Below are 15660 nucleotides of genomic sequence, written 5' to 3' on the forward strand. Positions count from 1 at the left end.
GCCCGATCAGTAGGATCAAGCCGATGAGCTCGCCGCCCGGACCGCAGCGGCTCCCCCGGCGGCTCACGGTCGTCTTCGGCCTGGTCGTGGTGATCGCGTTCGGCTCCTGGTTCTACGGCTACGGGGTGCTGGTCTCCCCGATCGTGCTCGACACCGGGTGGTCGGAGGCGACGCTGACCACCACCTACGGGCTCGGGATGCTGGCGAGCGGGATCGGCGCCGTCGTCGCCGGCCGGGTCATCGACGCCCGCGGCCCCCGCACGGTGTTCCTCTCCGCGGCTGCCGCGGTCGCGGTCGGGACGGCAGTCACGGCCACCGCCACGGCGCCGCAGGTCTTCGTGATCGGTGCGATCGCGACCCAGTGCGTGGTGGGCGCCGCCGGGTACTACACGGCGGTCCACGCCAGCATCGCACGGCTCGCTCCGCAGGACCGCACCCGGGCGATCACGGTCAACACGTTGTGGGGTGCGTTCGCGAGTCCGGTGTTCCTGCCGTTGATGGCGCTGGCGACGCAGCACTGGGACTGGCGTGGCGCGCTCGCCGGCGCGGGCGGCGCGGTCGTGGCGATCTTCCTGGTGGCGGGCGTCGTCGTCCCCGTGCCGGAGGGTGCCGCGCCCGAGCGGCTGGGTTTCCTCACCGGGTTGGTCGCCGCCTGGCGGAACCCGGTGGTGCGGCGGCTCCTCGTGACGGCTGCGTGCGGCGGGGTGGCGTGCTCGGTCATGTTCCTCTACCAGGTGCCCGCGATGGTGACCGCGGGGCTCGCGCTGGCCACGGCCTCGACGCTCGCGGGGCTGCGCGGTGTCTTCCAGTTCGTCGGGCGGCTGCCGCTGCCCTGGTTAATGAACCGCGTCGGCGCAGGACCGCTGTTCCGCTGGAGCCTCGTGCTCATCGGGCTCTCGTCGTTGCTGCTGCTCGGGTCGGGACGCATCGCGGTCGCGCTGGCCTTCGTGGTGCTGGCGGGGATCGCGGTCGGCATGTTCACGACGCTCGAGAGCGTGTACACCGCCGAGCTGGTCGACGTCCGCACGATCGGGCTGGTGCTCGGCGCCTACTCGATGGCCCGTGGTGTCGGCTCGGCGATCGGCCCGAGCGCGGCGGGGCTGCTCACCGATGCGACCGGCGGCCGGCTCGCGGCGCTCGCGGTCGCGGCCGTGGTCGCCGTCGTCGGCGCGCTCACCATCCCGCACAGGGGCGCGGTTCAGTCCTGAGGTGCCTCCGCGCCGTCGGCCTCGTCCCGCTCCGCCCACTCGAGCAGCGGTGCGATGTCGAAGACGTGGTCGTCGATGTCGGCGTGCAGGTCGCCGATCTCGGCGTACCGCCGCGGCACGGTGGCGATCGTGAGGTCGCGCGGGTCGGCGTCGTCGATCTCGTCCCAGCGGATCGGCGTCGAGACCCGCGCGTCCGGCACGCCTCGCACCGAGTACGCCGAGGCGATGGTGTGGTCGCGGGTGTTCTGGTTGTAGTCGACGAAGACGAGTGCCGGGTCGCGATCCTTGCGCCACCAGGCGGTCGTGACGTCGTCGGCCGCGCGCCGCTCCACCTCGCGGGCGAAGGCGAGCGCCGCCCGGCGCACCTCCTGGAACCCGTGCTCGGGCGGGATCCGCACGTACACGTGCAGACCGGACCCTCCGGAGGTCTTGGGGTAGCCGACGGCGCCGAGCTCGTCGAGGACCTCGTGGGCCACGTGCGCCACGCGGCGCACCCGGTCGTAGTCGCACTCGTCGCCGGGGTCGAGGTCGATGCGCCACTCGTCGGGCTTCTCGACATCGGCCCGGCGGCTGTTCCACGGGTGGAACTCGACCGTGGACATCTGCACCGCCCAGATGACGTGCGCGAGCTCGGTGACGCACAGCTCGTCCGCCGTGCGCGAGTAGCGGGGGAAGAACACCTCGACGGTCTCCAGCCAGGGCGGCGCGCCCGCCGGCACCCGCTTCTGATGCACCTTGTCGCCCGCGAGGCCGGAGGGGAACCGGTGCAGCATGCAGGGCCGTTCACGGAGCGCGTTGACGATCCCGTCCCCGACCGCGAGGTAGTACTGGGCCAGGTCGAGCTTCGTCGCCCCGGTCTCCGGGAAGTACACGCGATCGGGCGAGCTCAGCCGCACGGTGTGCGGACCGACCTCGAGCTCGACCGGCGGGGTCTTGGCGGTGGCCACGACACCCACCATAGGTGGGGGCGGGCCCTGCGCACCTGACAGACTGTGCGCCGTGTTCAGCCGCCTGGGAGCCGCAGCAGCCCGCCGCCCGTTGCTCATCGTCCTCGTCTGGATGCTGCTGGCGGCCTCCTGGCTCGCGCTCGCCGTCGTCGGTGTGACCGGGCAGGGCCTCTTCGACCGCCTGCACTCGGGTGAGCCGAGCGTGCCCGGCTCCGAGAGCCAGGTCGGCCGCCAGATCGTCGACGACGCCGCCACCACGGGCGAGAGCATCACGCTCGCCCTCGCGGACGTCGAGATGACCGACCCCGAGCAGCTCGCGCAGGTGCAGCGGACGCTGAACGCGCTCCGACCCAACGTCGCCGGTGTCGAGGGCGTCGCCGAGGTGATGGACCCGTTCCAGGTGCCGGGAGGTCTCGAGGACCCGGCGGCGGCCGTGCTGCTCTCGACGGCGGGTGACGGCTTCGTCGTCACGGTCACGCTGGAACCCGACCTGTCCGCGACCACCGAGGCGGCCGCCCGCGACGAGGTCGTCGACCTGCTCCGCGCCGTGCCGCAGGACATCGGGCCGGAGGTCGACGGGCTGGTCTCCGGCAGCCACCTGATCACCGAGGAGATCGTCGGTCAGCTCGAGCAGGACCTGCAGCGCGGGGAGCTGGTGGCGCTGCCGCTGTCGCTGCTGATCATGGTGGTCGTGTTCGGGGGCTTCCTCGCCGCCGGTATCCCGATCCTCGGTGCGCTGGCCTCGATCGCCGGCGGTCTGGGCGCCCTGTACGGGTTCTCGTTCTGGCTCGACCTCGACTCCGCCGTGGTCAACGTCGTCACCGTGATGGCACTCGGACTCTCGATCGACTACGGGCTGCTGATCGTCTCCCGCTACCGCGAGGAGGCACACCGGCTGCTCAGGGAGGTCGAAGCCTCCCCCACGCGCCGGAGCCGGTCCAGCCGCAAGCCCAAGCGGGGCAAGGACGAGCTGGGGCGCACCGCGCTCGTGCGGACGATGGCCACGGCCGGCCGGACGGTCGCCTTCTCCGGCCTCACGGTCGCGATCTGCGTTGCGAGCCTCATGGTGATGAGAGCCGACGTCCTCAAGGCTGTCGGTGCCGCGGGTCTGTCGGTGGTGCTGATCGCCGTGGTGACCGCGATGTCCCTGGTTCCTGCGCTGATCGCTCTGCTCGGACGCCGTCTGATGCGACCGGGCATGCTGACGAGGATCCCCGGACTCCGGGCGCTGTTCGCACGGCTCGGCGACGTCCCGCCCGAGCACGGCTTCTTCTCACGCCTTGCAGTGGTCACGCAGAAGCGGCCCTGGATCGTGGTGCTGCTCACCACGGCCGTGCTCGTGGTGCTGGCGAGCCCGCTGCTCACCGTGCACCTGCGCAACTCGACGCTCGAGATGATCCCCGAGGGGTCGGAGCAGCGGCAGTTCCTTCAGCTGATCGAGGAGTCCTATCCAGCCCTTGCCACACCTCCGGTGAGCGTCGTGGTGGAGTCGGTGGCCGCCGTCGACGTGGCAGCAGCGATCGCCGAGGTCTCGGACGTGACCGGGGTCGACCCGCCGCGGGCCATCGACGACACGTACTCGCTGCTCGGCGTGCGGCTCGAGGGCGATGACGCCGGCGGTCCGCTCGCCACCGAGGCGGTGGCCGCGATCCGGGACCTGCGCGAGACCGCCGACCTCGGCGAGTACTGGGTGATCGGGCAGGCCGCGTCGCAGGTGGACTTCGTGGACTCGATGGCCGAGGGCGCACCGATCGCCGGCGGCCTGGTGGTGCTCGCGATCTTCGTGCTGCTGTTCCTCATGACCGGTTCGTTGCTGATCCCCCTGAAGGCGCTGGTCGTCAACATGCTCTCGCTCGCGGCCGGGCTCGGTGCGACCGCGTGGGTGTTCGCCGAGGGCAACCTCGAAGGTCTGCTGGGCTTCACCTCGACCGGCGGGCTGGAGTCCTACGTGGTCGCGATGGCCGCGGCGTTCGGGTTCGGGCTGGCGATGGACTACGAGGTGTTCCTGCTCGCGCGGGTGAAGGAGCACTGGGACGCGGGCGAGGACAACGACACCGCGGTCCGCAACGGTCTGCAACGCACCGGCCGCATCATCACCTCGGCCGGCCTGGTGATGATCATGGTGTTCGGCGGCTTCATGACCGGCGAGATGCTGATGATCAAGCAGGTCGGGTTCGCGCTGGCCTTCACGGTGCTGCTCGACGCCACGGTGGTCCGCATCCTCCTCGTCCCCGCCACGATGACGATGCTCGGGCGCGCCAACTGGTGGGCCCCCGGACCGCTGCGCCGCCTGCACGCCCGGTTCGGCATCCAGCACTGAGGCCCAGTCCGTCCCGGCGGTGACTGAGCGTCCTCCGATCTGGGGCGCAGGTGGCTCAGCGTCCACGCGTCGGGACCGGGTGGACGCTGAGCCACCGGCCGTGGACGGTGGGCTACCGGCCGCACGCGAGCAGCCGGCGGTGGGCGGCCGCTAACCGGGGCGTCGGGAGTCCGCCGAGTAGGCGACCGTGAAGCCGAGGCGTTCGTAGAGCGCGATCGCACGTGAGTTCGCGGCGTAGACGCCCAGGCTGACCTGGCCGGTCGCCGCCAGGCCCATGCGTGTCACGGCCGCCGTCAGAGCGGCACCGATCCCCCGGCCGCGCCAGGACTGCTCGGTCGCGACCGAGCCGAGGTGGACCTCGTGCACCCAGTCGCCCGCGCCGGCCATGCTCCGGATCGCGCCCTCGTCGTCGTACCAGCCGAACCAGCGCGTGCCCGGTCTGTCGAGGCTCGTGTAGGTGTTCGGCAGCGCACGCCGCTGCAGGTCGGCCAGGGCCTCGCGCTCACGGCTCATGTCGACCTCACGCACGTGCGACTCCCCCGGCCGCGGTTCCGGGGCGACGTGCGTGACCATCCACTCCCATCGGGCGCGCGTGGGCAGCGCGAGGCGCGCGACGTCGTCGGGGCCCATCGCGTCCCACGCCTCGGGAGGCATCGTGAGGACACTGAGCTCACCCCGCAGCCGGGTCGCCAGCCGAGCGAGCCCGACGGCGTCCCCCAGGCCGAGCGCGGCACGGCGGCCCGGGTCCTCGGTCGCCATCGTGACGAGGAGGGCGCCGGGTGCCCTCTCGACCTGCGGTGATCGCCAGGTCGGCTCGCTCACCCGGACGAGCGGGTGCTCGGCCCACTCAGCGGGAACGGCGCTCACGCCCCTCGAGCAGCCTCCGCGTGCGCGTCGGCCTCGGTTGTGCCCGCCGACTTCGGCTTGGCGTCCACGCCGGCCTCCTTGCGCTGCTCGGGTGTGATCGGCGCCGGCGCCTGGGTCAGCGGGTCGAACCCGCCGCCGGACTTCGGGAACGCGATCACCTCGCGCAACGACTGCTCGTTCGCGAGCAGCATGACGATGCGGTCCCAGCCGAACGCGATGCCGCCGTGCGGCGGCGCCCCGAACTGGAAGGCGTCGAGCAGGAAGCCGAACTTCTCCTGAGCCTCCTCCTCGCTCAGACCCATGATCGCGAAGATCCGCTGCTGCACGTCGCGGCGGTGGATACGGATCGAGCCGCCGCCGATCTCGTTGCCGTTGCAGACGATGTCGTAGGCGTAGGACAGCGCGCTCGCCGGGTCCTGCTCGAACCTGTCGATCCACTCCGGGTTGGGCGAGGTGAAGGCGTGGTGGGTGGCGGTCCAGGCGCCACCGCCCACCGCGACGTCGTCGTCCTCGCCCACCGGCTTGAACAGCGGCGCGTCCACGACCCAGACGAACGACCAGGCGTCCTCATCGATCAGGCCGACGCGGCGGCCGATCTCGAGACGAACCGCACCGAGCAGTGCGCGCGAGGACGATGCCGGACCGGCGGCGAAGAAGATGCAGTCTCCCGGCTGCGCGCCAGCCGCCTCGACCAGCCCGGCACGCTCCGCCTCGGACAGGTTCTTGGCGACCGGACCGGTCAGCTCGCCATCGGCGCCCACGAGCACGTATGCGAGGCCCTTGGCGCCGCGCTGCTTGGCGAAGTCCTGCCAGGCGTCGAGCGTGCGTCGGGGCTGGTCCGCCCCGCCGGGCATCACGACGGCACCGACGTACGGAGCCTGGAACACCCGGAACGGGGTGCTGCTGAAGTAGTCGGTCAGCTCGACGAGCTCGACACCGAACCGCAGGTCCGGCTTGTCGGTGCCGTACCGGGTCATCGCGTCGGCGTAGGTCATGCGGGCGATCGGGCGCGGGATCTCGACGTCGATCAGCGCCCACAGCGCGGCGAGGACCTCCTCCGCGACCTCGATGACGTCGTCCTGCTCGACGAAGCTCATCTCGACGTCCAGCTGGGTGAACTCCGGCTGACGGTCGGCGCGGAAGTCCTCGTCGCGGTAGCAGCGGGCGATCTGGTAGTACCGCTCCAGACCCCCGACCATCAGCAGCTGCTTGAACAGCTGCGGGCTCTGCGGCAGCGCGTACCAGGAGCCGGGCGACAGCCGCGCCGGCACGAGGAAGTCGCGCGCGCCCTCGGGGGTGGACCGGGTCAGCGTCGGGGTCTCGACCTCGACGAACCCCTGCTCGTCGAGCACCCGGCGTGCGGCCCGGTTGACCTTCGCCCGCAGCCGGAGCGCGTGCGCGGGCGCCGGCCGGCGGATGTCGAGGTAGCGGTACCGAAGGCGCGTCTCCTCACCGACGACGCCCGACTCCTCCGACGCCCCGGTGGAGACCTGGAACGGCAGCGCCGCGGAGGTGTTGAGCACGACGACGTCGGTCGCGACCACCTCGATCTCACCGGTCGCGAGGGTGGGGTTCTCGTTGCCCGCGGGTCGCTTGCCGACCTCACCGGTCACCTGCAGCACGAACTCCGAGCGCAGCGGGTGGGCCACCTCTTCATCGCGGATCACGACCTGGGCGATCCCCGAGGCATCCCGCAGGTCCACGAACGCCACGCCGCCGTGATCACGCCGACGGTCCACCCACCCGGTCAAGGTCACGGTGGTGCCGATGTCACCGGCGCGCAGAGCGCCGGCGTTGTGGGTTCGGAGCACGAGCGGGTGTTTCCCTTCACGGAGCGTGGATACGGGTCGCTGGCGGCACGACCGAGCGGTGGTGCAGCGCCCGGACGATCCTACTTGCCCTGCGCCAGCGCGATCCCGTCGACGAAGGCGCGCGCGTGCGCGACCCGCCCCGTCAGCGGCGCCAGCACCGTGCGACGCACGGTCTCGGTGATCGACCGGCGCAGGGCCGCGCGTGCGCGGGATGCCCGGCGTCTCGCGCCGATCCGCGCGCACAGGCCGGAGAGCAGCGCGACGAGGATGCCGAGCACCGCTCCCCCGACCAGCAGCGCCGTCGGCCACGGGATCGCCGGCAGCGCGGGTAGCGGCGGGTCCGCCGGCACCGGCCCGATCTGCGGCACCCACGGGGCCGCGATCTGCAGGTACCCGAGCACCGCGTACACGCCGAGCCAGAGCGCGCCCGCGACGAACGCAGCGAACACGAGCCACTGCAGCGCCCCGATGAGGCTGAACCAGCGTGGGTCGCGGCGCGAGGCGACGTCGGTGCGCACGATCGCCTGGTCGAGCTCGTCGGGCAGGTCGGCGGCCGCATCGGTGGCGCCGGAGCGGATGTAGGAGCGCCAGGGCTCCTCGGAGCTGCCGGCCACGGCGTCACCGACCGCGCGCAGCGCCGTGTGCACCTGTGCCTTCTGCACCGGCGAGGCCTCCGGGATGGACGAGGCAGTCAGCACCGGGCGGCCCTCCTCGCCCGCGATGCCACGATCCAGGTGCAGCCGTCGCAGCGGGTCCGCGCGGAACCGGCCCAGCCACCGCACAAGGGGCCAACCGGTGCGCTTGGCCGCGCGGTAGCGGAACGAGGTGCCCACCGCGTCGGCGACCCGGTCCACCCCGGCCGCGCTCGAGAGCGCCCTGAGCAGGTTCCGCTCGACGTTCGGCGACAGCTCGGGGACGGCGTCGACGTGACAGCTCTCGTCGAGCGCATCGGCCACGGTCGCGACATCCGCGCCGAGCCGTGCCTCGGATGCGCGCCGCTTCTGCACGAGCCGCAGGATCGTGCTGCGGACCTCGTCGAGACCTTCCCCGGTCCGCGCCGAGACGCCGAGCAACCTGGCCCGTCGCAAGCCGTCCTCGGCGAGCCGCTCACCGAGGTCGGCCAGCACCGGGCCGCGGTCGGCCTCGGCGAGCCTGTCGATCTGGTTGAGCAGGACCACGGTGACCTCGGCGTGCCGGGCCATCGGGCGCAAGAAGTCGGCGTGCACGACGGCGTCGGCATACTTCTGCGGGTCGAGCACCCACACCAGCACGTCGACGGTCTTCGCCAGCCGCTCGGCGCGAGCGCGGTGCTCGGGGTTGACCGAGTCGATGTCGGGCAGGTCGAGCAGCACCAGCCCGGCGACGTCGGAGACATCGGACCACGCACCCGGCCCCGCGCTCGCCTCCGAACGGCGGTCGACCTCCAGCCAGTCGAGGAGCGGCCGTGCGGCATCGGCGTCGACCTCGTTGCCCGGCCACAGCACGGCCATCGGGTGCGAGGTCGTCGGCCTGCGGGCTCCGGTGGTCGCGAGCTCGAGGCCGGAGAGTGCGTTCAGCAACGAGGACTTGCCGCTGCCGGTCGCCCCAGCAAGCGCGACGACGGTGTGCGCTCCCGACAGCTCCCGGCGCCTGCCGACGTTGCCGAGGACCTCGCGTGCGCGGTCGAGGGCCGGTGTCGGCCCCAGCGTGCCCTCGGGCATCGCGTCGAGCGCGGTGACGGCCTGGCGCAGGCCCTCCAGCCGGGTGGTGAGGTCTGCGCGGTGCTTGGCCCTCATGCGTTGGTCGCCTCGGCGAGAACCGCCCGGGCAGCGGCGCGCAGCTCGTCACCGCTCACGCCGTCGTCCGCGAGCAGGTCGAGGAAGCGCTGCTTCTCGAAGGTGAGCAGCCGGTCGACCCGAGCGAGCAGGTCCTCGCGCGCGGCCTGCGCGAGACGGCGGACGCCGTCCTCTCCGAAGATCGCCTCGAGGAGGCGCTGGGCGACGACGGCGGTCCCGCCCGCGATGACGATCTCGCCGCCCAAGAGGCCACCGGTGGCCGAGAACGCCAGGATCATCAGCACCACCCCGACACCGTTGACGCCGAAGGCGAGCAGCCTCGCGCTGGTGCGCTTGCCCTGCCCCTCGGTGCGGACGAGATCGATGATGAAGTTCTGCCAGTCGCGGATCGTGGCCGCGGCGCGGTCGGAGAACCCGTCGGTGGCGCGGCCCCAGCTGCGACCCGAGAGCAGCACGCGCCCGGCCGAGTCGGCACGGAGCGCCGCCTCGGCACGCTCGGCGGCGGCATCGGCCTCGGCGACGATCACCGCGTGCAAGCCGTCGCCGATCGCCTGCTGCACCTCGTCCTCACGCTGGGGCCGACCGGTGACCCACGCGGAGAGCTTGTCCCGGACGCGGCCGATGCGCGACTCGAGGTTGCGGAAGAACTCGCCGGTACCCACGAAGTCCTGCCAGCGCGCGAGCACCTCGCCGCGGAGCAGCGAGCCGTCGCCGAGCGCCGCGGCGACACCGTTGCCCTGGAACGCCGCCTCGACGCGGGTGCGCAGCTCGGCGCGGGTGGAGTCCTGGGCGTCCACCGCGTCGGCGAGCACGAGGACCTCCTCGGCAGCGTGCCGGGTCGCACCGGCGAGGGTGCGACGGACCACCTCGGAGCGGGAGGCGGCGTCGCTCGTCAGCGCGTCGAGCCAGCCCCGCAGATCGGTGACGGCGGCCTCCGGGAGCCGGCCCTCGCCGTCGAGGACCTGTTCCTGCAGCAGGAACAGCGGCGCGTTCGCCAACCCCTCCCTGCCGAGCATCTGGTGGAGGTCGTACGCCACCTCCTCGAGGACCTCCCCAGGGATGCGGTCGAGCACGATGGCGACCACGACGTCCCGCTCGGAGGCGCCGCGCAGCAGCGCCCACGGCACGGCGTCCGCGTACCGGTTCGCCGTGGTCACGAAGATCCACAGGTCGGCGGCTGCGAGGAGCTGCGCCGCGAGCTGTCGGTTGCTGTCGACGACCGAGTCGACGTCCGGGGCGTCGAGGAGCCCGAGGCCCTGCCGCACGCCCTCGTGCGCGACCAGGCGCAGCGCGGATCCCGGGGCGGTCTCGGCGGCCGCCTGCGAGGGCGGCCCGTCGCCCTGCACGCGAGGCAGACCGGGCAGGATCCGCTGGTCGGAGAACCACCGCTCGTCGGCAGGGTGGTGGATGAGCACGGGGTCGCGGGTGGTCGGGCGCAGCGCGCCGGGGCGGGTGACCTTCGCGCCCACCAGCGCGTTCACCAAGGTGGACTTGCCCGCGCCGGTGGATCCACCGACGACCGCCAGCAGCGGTGCGTCGAGCTGCGCGTAGCGGGGCACGATGTAGTCGTCGAGCTGGTTGAGCAGCGCACCTCGCAGCGCGCGCGCCTCGTCCGCACCCGCCGCCGCGAGCCCGTAGCGGGCTCCATCGACGGCGAAGCGCAACGCCGCGAGCTCCGACTCCATGGTCGCGATCATGCCAGGCGGGCGGCGCTCGCCCGGTGCGTCTTCGCCCTCTCGAGCTCACGGAGCACCGCGGCGGTGGCGGGAACCGACTGCGCACCGCGGCGCATCAGGCTGCCGTACCGCCGGGTCCCGAAGCCGTGACGCACCTGGACGTCGGGGTGCCGGTAGGCCTCGAGAGCCGAGCGCGGCAGCATCGTGACCCCGAGACCGGCCGCCACGAGCTTCTGGACCACCACGTAGTCGTCGCTGACGTGCCGCACCCGAGGCGTGAATCCCGCTGCCTGGCAGCGCGCGACGGCGTGTGCCCGGCACTGCTCGCACCCCACGATCCAGTCCTGCTCCGCCATGTCGGCGAGGGTCGCAGCCGCTGCCGGGTGCCCGGGAGGGAGCACGAGCAGGACCGGCTCCTCCCCCAGCGGTCGCCACAGCAGGTCAGCTCCGCCGTCGGGCGCCTGCTCGTAGTCGAAGACCAGGGCGAGGTCGATGTCGCCCGAGGCGAGCAGGCTGCGGGCCTGCGGCGGTTCCGCCTCGGTGAGCTCGACGTCGATCGCCGGGTGGTCGCGCCGTAGCCGTGCGAGCGCATCGGGCACGAGCGTGGAGGCCGCGGAGGGGTAGGCGGCGAGGCGCACCCGGCCGCGCCGTAGCGTGGCCAGATCGGCCAGCTCTTCGGCCGCCATGTGCAGCTGGGCGGCGATGTCGTCGGCGCGGGCGAGGAGCACACGGCCCGGCTCGGTGAGCTCGACGCCGCTCGAGGTCCGGACCAGGAGCGGGGAACCCACGCTGCGCTCCAGCGCGCGCAGGTGCTGGCTGACCGCCGGCTGGGTCCAGCCGAGCTCACGTGCCGCGCGGCTGATCGAGCCGGCGCGAGCGACGTCGCGGAAGATGAGCACACGGCGGGGATCCACACCCGCACCATAAGCGCACGTAATGGCTCCCCACAGACGATCGCGGGTTCCTTTCAGCGGCTGCCGGCTCGACCATGGGTGCATGCGCACCCTGGGTCTCGTCGGCGGCATGAGCTGGTACTCGACCTCGGAGTACTACCGCGTGATCAACGAGGGCGTGCAACGCGCACGCGGTGGCCACACCTCGGCCCGGATCGCACTCCAATCGCTGGACTTCTCGGAGATCCGGGACTGCCAGAGGGCCGGCGACTGGCAGCGTGCCGGCGCGCTGCTCGGCGAGGCGGCGCAGCGGTGCGAGGCGGCGGGCGCCGAGACCGTGCTGATCTGCACCAACCTCATGCACAAGGTCGCGCCGGCTGTGGCGCAGCGGATCGGGGTGCCGCTGCTGCACATCGCCGACGCCATCGCGGACCAGGCCGAGGCGGAGGGCTGGCGCACCCTCGGCCTGATCGGCACCCAGTGGGTCATGGAGGAGGACTTCTACACCGAGCGGCTGCGGGAACGGGGCCTCCAGGTGCTCGTCCCGGAGCAGGTGGACCGCGTGGAGGCGGACCGCGTGATCTTCGACGAGCTCACGCAGGGTGTGGTGCGGGAGGGCTCCCGAGCGGCCTTCGTACGCATGGTCACCGAGCTCGGCAACCGCGGGGCGGACGCCGTCGTCCTCGGGTGCACGGAGATCGAGCTCCTGGTCCGTCCGAGCGACGTGGCGGTGCCGTTGCTCGACTCGATGCGTGCCCACGCTGAGGCCGCCGTCACATTCGCACTGCGAGACATCGAGGGCGTCAACCCGTAGACTGGGTGCTTCATGCGGTCCTTCCATGTGACCGCGCCGCACTCGCCTTTGCCTCTCATCAGCGCGCACACGCACGTCGCGTCCACGGCCCACGGCGAGCTCTATCTTGAAAGCCTGCCGCTGTGTCTTCTGTGCTGTCCGAAACGCCTGTGCCCACCGAGTCCACGGACTCCCCTGACTCCACGACCTTTGCCGGTCTCGGCCTCCCCGAGCCCGTGCTCGAGCGGATCGCCCGCCTCGGCTTCGAGAACCCGACCGAGATCCAGGCCGCGGCGATCCCCGCCCTGCTGCAGGGTCGCGACCTGGTGGGCGTCGCCCAGACCGGGACCGGCAAGACCGCGGCCTTCGGGCTGCCGCTGCTCGCACGGCTCCAGGCCGGCGTCGAGGGTCTCCAGGCTCTCGTGCTCACACCGACCCGCGAGCTCGCGCTCCAGGTGAGCGAGGCCCTCCGCACCATGGCGCCCCTGCGCACCCGAGTGCTCGCGATCTACGGCGGTGCGCCGTTCGGTCCCCAGCTCCGGCAGCTGACCGACGGTGTGGACGTCGTGGTCGGGACCCCCGGCCGCGTCATCGACCTGATCAACCGGGGCGCGCTCGACACCTCGACCGTGCAGACGCTGGTGCTCGACGAGGCCGACGAGATGCTCCGCATGGGTTTCGCCGAAGAGGTCGCGACCATCCTCGAGGGCACCCCGCCCACGCGGCAGACCGCGCTCTTCTCCGCGACCATGCCGCGCGAGATCCGCAAGGTGGCGCACACCCACATGAGCGACCCGGTCGAGGTCTCGATGACCCCCTCCGAGCCGACGACGGCCTCGATCAACCAGACCTACGCGGTCGTGCCGATGCGGCACAAGACCGGCGCCCTCATTCGCGTGCTCGCCACGACGGACGCCGAGGCCACGATCGTGTTCGTGCGCACCCGGCAGATCGCCGAGGACCTCGGCGCCGAGCTGGTCTCGCGTGGTGTCAACGCCGCGACGATCAGCGGTGACGTGGCGCAGGCCGAGCGCGAGCGCATCGTCGGGCGGCTCCGCAGCGGCAACCTCAACGTGCTGGTCGCCACCGACGTCGCGGCCCGCGGGCTCGACGTCGACCGCATCGGCCTGGTCGTCAACTACGACGTGCCGCGCGAGACCGAGGCCTACGTGCACCGCATCGGCCGCACGGGCCGCGCCGGCCGCACCGGCACGGCACTGATGTTCCTCACGCCCAAGGAGCGGTACCGCCTCAACTCGATCGAGCGCGCCACCCGATCCACGGTCACCGAGGTCACCATCCCGACCCCGGCCGAGGTCAGCGCCCACCGGGCCGATGCGCTGCTCGCGCAGCTCCCCGACCGCCTCGAGCGCGGCCGGCTGGACCTCTACCGCGAGCGGGTCTCGATCATGCTCGCGCAGAGCGGGCGCGACCCGCTCGACGTCGCCGCCGCGCTCGTCGCGCTCGGTGTGGGCGACGACGGCCCGCAGCCCCGTGGCCGCGAGGGCGACGAGCTCCGCCCGCACGAGACGACGTTCGACGACGCGCCCCCGGCCCGTGCGGCGCGGCGCGCTGCCAACGAGCGCGGCGACGGCGACCGTGGCGGCTATCGGAGCCACAAGCAGCACTCCCCGAGCCGTGGCGAGCACGGCCGTGGTGGCGGACCCGGCACCGTGTATCGGGTCGACGTCGGGCGGCACCACGGCGTGCGCCCCAACGCCATCGTGGGCGCGCTCACCGGCGAGGGTGGCCTGCGCGGGTCGGACGTCGGCAAGATCGAGATCTTCTCGTCGTTCTCGCTCGTGGAGATCTCGGCGCCGCTGTCGCCCGAGAGCAGCCGCCGCATCGGCACCGCACGCGTGGCCGGTCAGCGCCTCCAGATCCGCCCCGACAACGGCCGCCCCGGCCGCCCCGAGCGGCGCCACTCCGGCCCGCGCCGGCCCCGCGACTGACCGTCAGGGGGTCGGGATCACCCGGGGGCGCAGGTCCTCGGGTGCCGGCGTCCACGTGCTCGCGTCGGCGGCGACCTGATCGCCGCTGCGGATGTCCTTGACCTCGCCGTCGCCGCCTGCCTCGGCACCCGGGAACCAGACGAACGGGATGTCGCGGCGGTCGGCATAGCGGATCTGCTTGCCGAACTTGGCCGCGACCGGAGCGACCTCGGTCGCGATGCCACGCGAACGGAGCCGGCGAGCGACATCCTCGCTGCGGTCCCGGGTGTCCTCGTCGACGACCGCCACGAGCACCGCCGTCGGGACCGCGCGCGTGGCACGCACGAGGTCGTCGCGGATCAGACGGGAGACCAGGCGGGTGACGCCGAGCGACATGCCGACGCCCGGGTAGGTGCTGCTGCCGTCGTCGACGAGCGAGTCGTAGCGGCCCCCTGAGCAGATCGAGCCGAGGCTCTCGTGGCCCACCAGCGTGGTCTCGTACACGCTGCCGGTGTAGTAGTCCAGGCCGCGCGCGATCTTGAGGTCGGCGACGACGACGCCGGGCACCTGCGCCGCGGCACCCTCGACCAGCGCCACGAGCTCCTCGAGCCCACGCTCGAGGAGCGGCGTGCGCACGCCCAGCGCGAGCACCTTGTCGGCGACCGAGGCGTCGTTCGCGGTGATCGAGGCCAGCTCCAGGCAGGCGCTCGCCTGCTGCTGGGTCGCCCCGACCTCGGTCTGCAGAGCGGCCGCCACCTTCTCAGGACCGATCTTGTCGAGCTTGTCGATGACCCGCAGGGTGCCGTCGACATCGTCGATGCCGACCCCCTCGTAGAAGCCCTGCGCGACCCGGCGGTTGTTCACCGAGATGCGTGCCTGCGGCACCCCCAGCTCGCGGAGCCGCTCGAACGCCGTCGCCATCACGACAGGCACCTCGACCTCGTAGTGCGCAGGCAGGTCACCGGGTGCCACGACGTCGATGTCGGCCTGAGTGAACTCGCGGAAGCGGCCGTCCTGCGGGCGCTCGCCGCGCCAGACCTTCTGGACCTGGTAGCGCTTGAACGGGAACGTGAGCTTGCCGGAGTGCTCGGCGACGTACCGCGCGAACGGCACGGTCAGGTCGAAGTGCAGGCCGAGCTGGTCGGTGCCCGCCTCGGCGTCGCCCTCTGCCTGGAGTCGCCGCAGCAGGTAGATCTCCTTGGACGTCTCGCCCTTGCTCAGCAACGACTCGACGGGCTCCACCGCACGCGTCTCGAGGCCGGCGTAGCCGTACAGAGCGAACGTCGAGGTCATCACCTCGAGGACGTGCTCCTCGATCACGCGCCCCGCAGGGAGCCATTCAGGGAAGCCGGACAGGGATGCCACTCGAGCCATGACCAGCATCATCCCATCCGACATGCGCGGCGCCGAACGCTGCCGTGAGACGGTTGTGACCACAA

General features: G+C 72.4%; 11 protein-coding genes. 4 read left to right on the forward strand and 7 right to left on the reverse strand.

The features are described 5' to 3' along the window. Positions 1–23: 23 nt before the first annotated feature. Positions 24–1208: an MFS transporter gene (locus GPA03_RS03680; RefSeq protein WP_156250619.1), complete on the forward strand. Its 1185-nt coding sequence runs from the start codon at positions 24–26 to the stop codon at positions 1206–1208. Here GPA03_RS03680 and ligD read toward each other — a convergent pair. Next, positions 1199–2155 carry a non-homologous end-joining DNA ligase gene (gene ligD / locus GPA03_RS03685; protein WP_421958394.1) on the reverse strand — a complete coding sequence of 319 codons (957 nt, stop codon included), beginning with the start codon at positions 2153–2155 and terminating at the stop codon, positions 1199–1201. The genes GPA03_RS03680 and ligD overlap by 10 nt on opposite strands. Positions 2156–2207: 52 nt before the next feature. On the opposite strand from ligD, the gene GPA03_RS03690 reads away from it, so the two are divergent. Next, positions 2208–4475 (forward strand): MMPL family transporter, encoded by a 2268-nt coding sequence (locus tag GPA03_RS03690; protein ID WP_241681073.1) that lies wholly within the window; start codon positions 2208–2210, stop codon positions 4473–4475. 150 nt (positions 4476–4625) lie between these two features. On the opposite strand, the gene GPA03_RS03695 is transcribed toward GPA03_RS03690, so the two are convergent. From GPA03_RS03695 to GPA03_RS03715, 5 genes are all read right to left on the reverse strand, one after another. Then, a complete protein-coding gene (locus GPA03_RS03695) occupies positions 4626–5342 on the reverse strand; it encodes a GNAT family N-acetyltransferase (RefSeq protein WP_156250621.1) in 717 nt (238 codons plus the stop codon). Next, positions 5339–7153 carry an aspartate--tRNA ligase gene (aspS, locus tag GPA03_RS03700; protein WP_156250622.1) on the reverse strand — a complete coding sequence of 605 codons (1815 nt, stop codon included), beginning with the start codon at positions 7151–7153 and terminating at the stop codon, positions 5339–5341. The genes GPA03_RS03695 and aspS overlap by 4 nt, the downstream gene beginning before the upstream one ends. Positions 7154–7233: 80 nt before the next feature. Further along, positions 7234–8928, reverse strand: coding sequence for a GTPase (locus GPA03_RS03705; RefSeq protein ID WP_156250623.1), 1695 nt, complete (start codon positions 8926–8928; stop codon positions 7234–7236). Beyond that, complete coding sequence (locus GPA03_RS03710) at positions 8925–10613, reverse strand: dynamin family protein (RefSeq protein ID WP_241681074.1); 1689 nt, start codon at positions 10611–10613, stop codon at positions 8925–8927. Before GPA03_RS03710 ends, GPA03_RS03705 begins: the two co-directional genes overlap by 4 nt. A gap of 8 nt (positions 10614–10621) precedes the next feature. Beyond that, on the reverse strand, positions 10622–11518 hold the full coding sequence (locus GPA03_RS03715) for a LysR family transcriptional regulator (protein WP_156250625.1): 897 nt from the start codon (positions 11516–11518) through the stop codon (positions 10622–10624). An 82-nt stretch (positions 11519–11600) separates the two neighbouring features. On the opposite strand from GPA03_RS03715, the gene GPA03_RS03720 reads away from it, so the two are divergent. Next, a complete protein-coding gene (locus GPA03_RS03720) occupies positions 11601–12311 on the forward strand; it encodes an aspartate/glutamate racemase family protein (protein WP_156250626.1) in 711 nt (236 codons plus the stop codon). A 122-nt stretch (positions 12312–12433) separates the two neighbouring features. After that, complete coding sequence (locus tag GPA03_RS03725) at positions 12434–14242, forward strand: DEAD/DEAH box helicase (RefSeq protein ID WP_338325717.1); 1809 nt, start codon at positions 12434–12436, stop codon at positions 14240–14242. A 3-nt stretch (positions 14243–14245) separates the two neighbouring features. Here GPA03_RS03725 and hisS read toward each other — a convergent pair whose 3' ends face one another. Then, on the reverse strand, positions 14246–15595 hold the full coding sequence (gene hisS / locus GPA03_RS03730; protein WP_156250627.1) for a histidine--tRNA ligase: 1350 nt from the start codon (positions 15593–15595) through the stop codon (positions 14246–14248). Between the last annotated feature and the right edge of the window lie 65 nt (positions 15596–15660).

Source organism: Pseudactinotalea terrae (genome assembly GCF_009733845.1).
Lineage (GTDB): Bacteria > Actinomycetota > Actinomycetes > Actinomycetales > Beutenbergiaceae > Pseudactinotalea > Pseudactinotalea terrae.

Coding starts and splice junctions, on each gene's coding strand:
- GPA03_RS03705 (WP_156250623.1), bottom strand. CDS start 8,928: ATGAGGGCCAAGCACCGCGCAGACCTCACCACCCGGCTGGAGGGCCTG.
- GPA03_RS03720 (WP_156250626.1), top strand. CDS start 11,601: ATGCGCACCCTGGGTCTCGTCGGCGGCATGAGCTGGTACTCGACCTCG.
- hisS (WP_156250627.1), bottom strand. CDS start 15,595: ATGGCTCGAGTGGCATCCCTGTCCGGCTTCCCTGAATGGCTCCCTGCG.
- GPA03_RS03710 (WP_241681074.1), bottom strand. CDS start 10,613: ATGGAGTCGGAGCTCGCGGCGTTGCGCTTCGCCGTCGATGGAGCCCGC.
- GPA03_RS03680 (WP_156250619.1), top strand. CDS start 24: ATGAGCTCGCCGCCCGGACCGCAGCGGCTCCCCCGGCGGCTCACGGTC.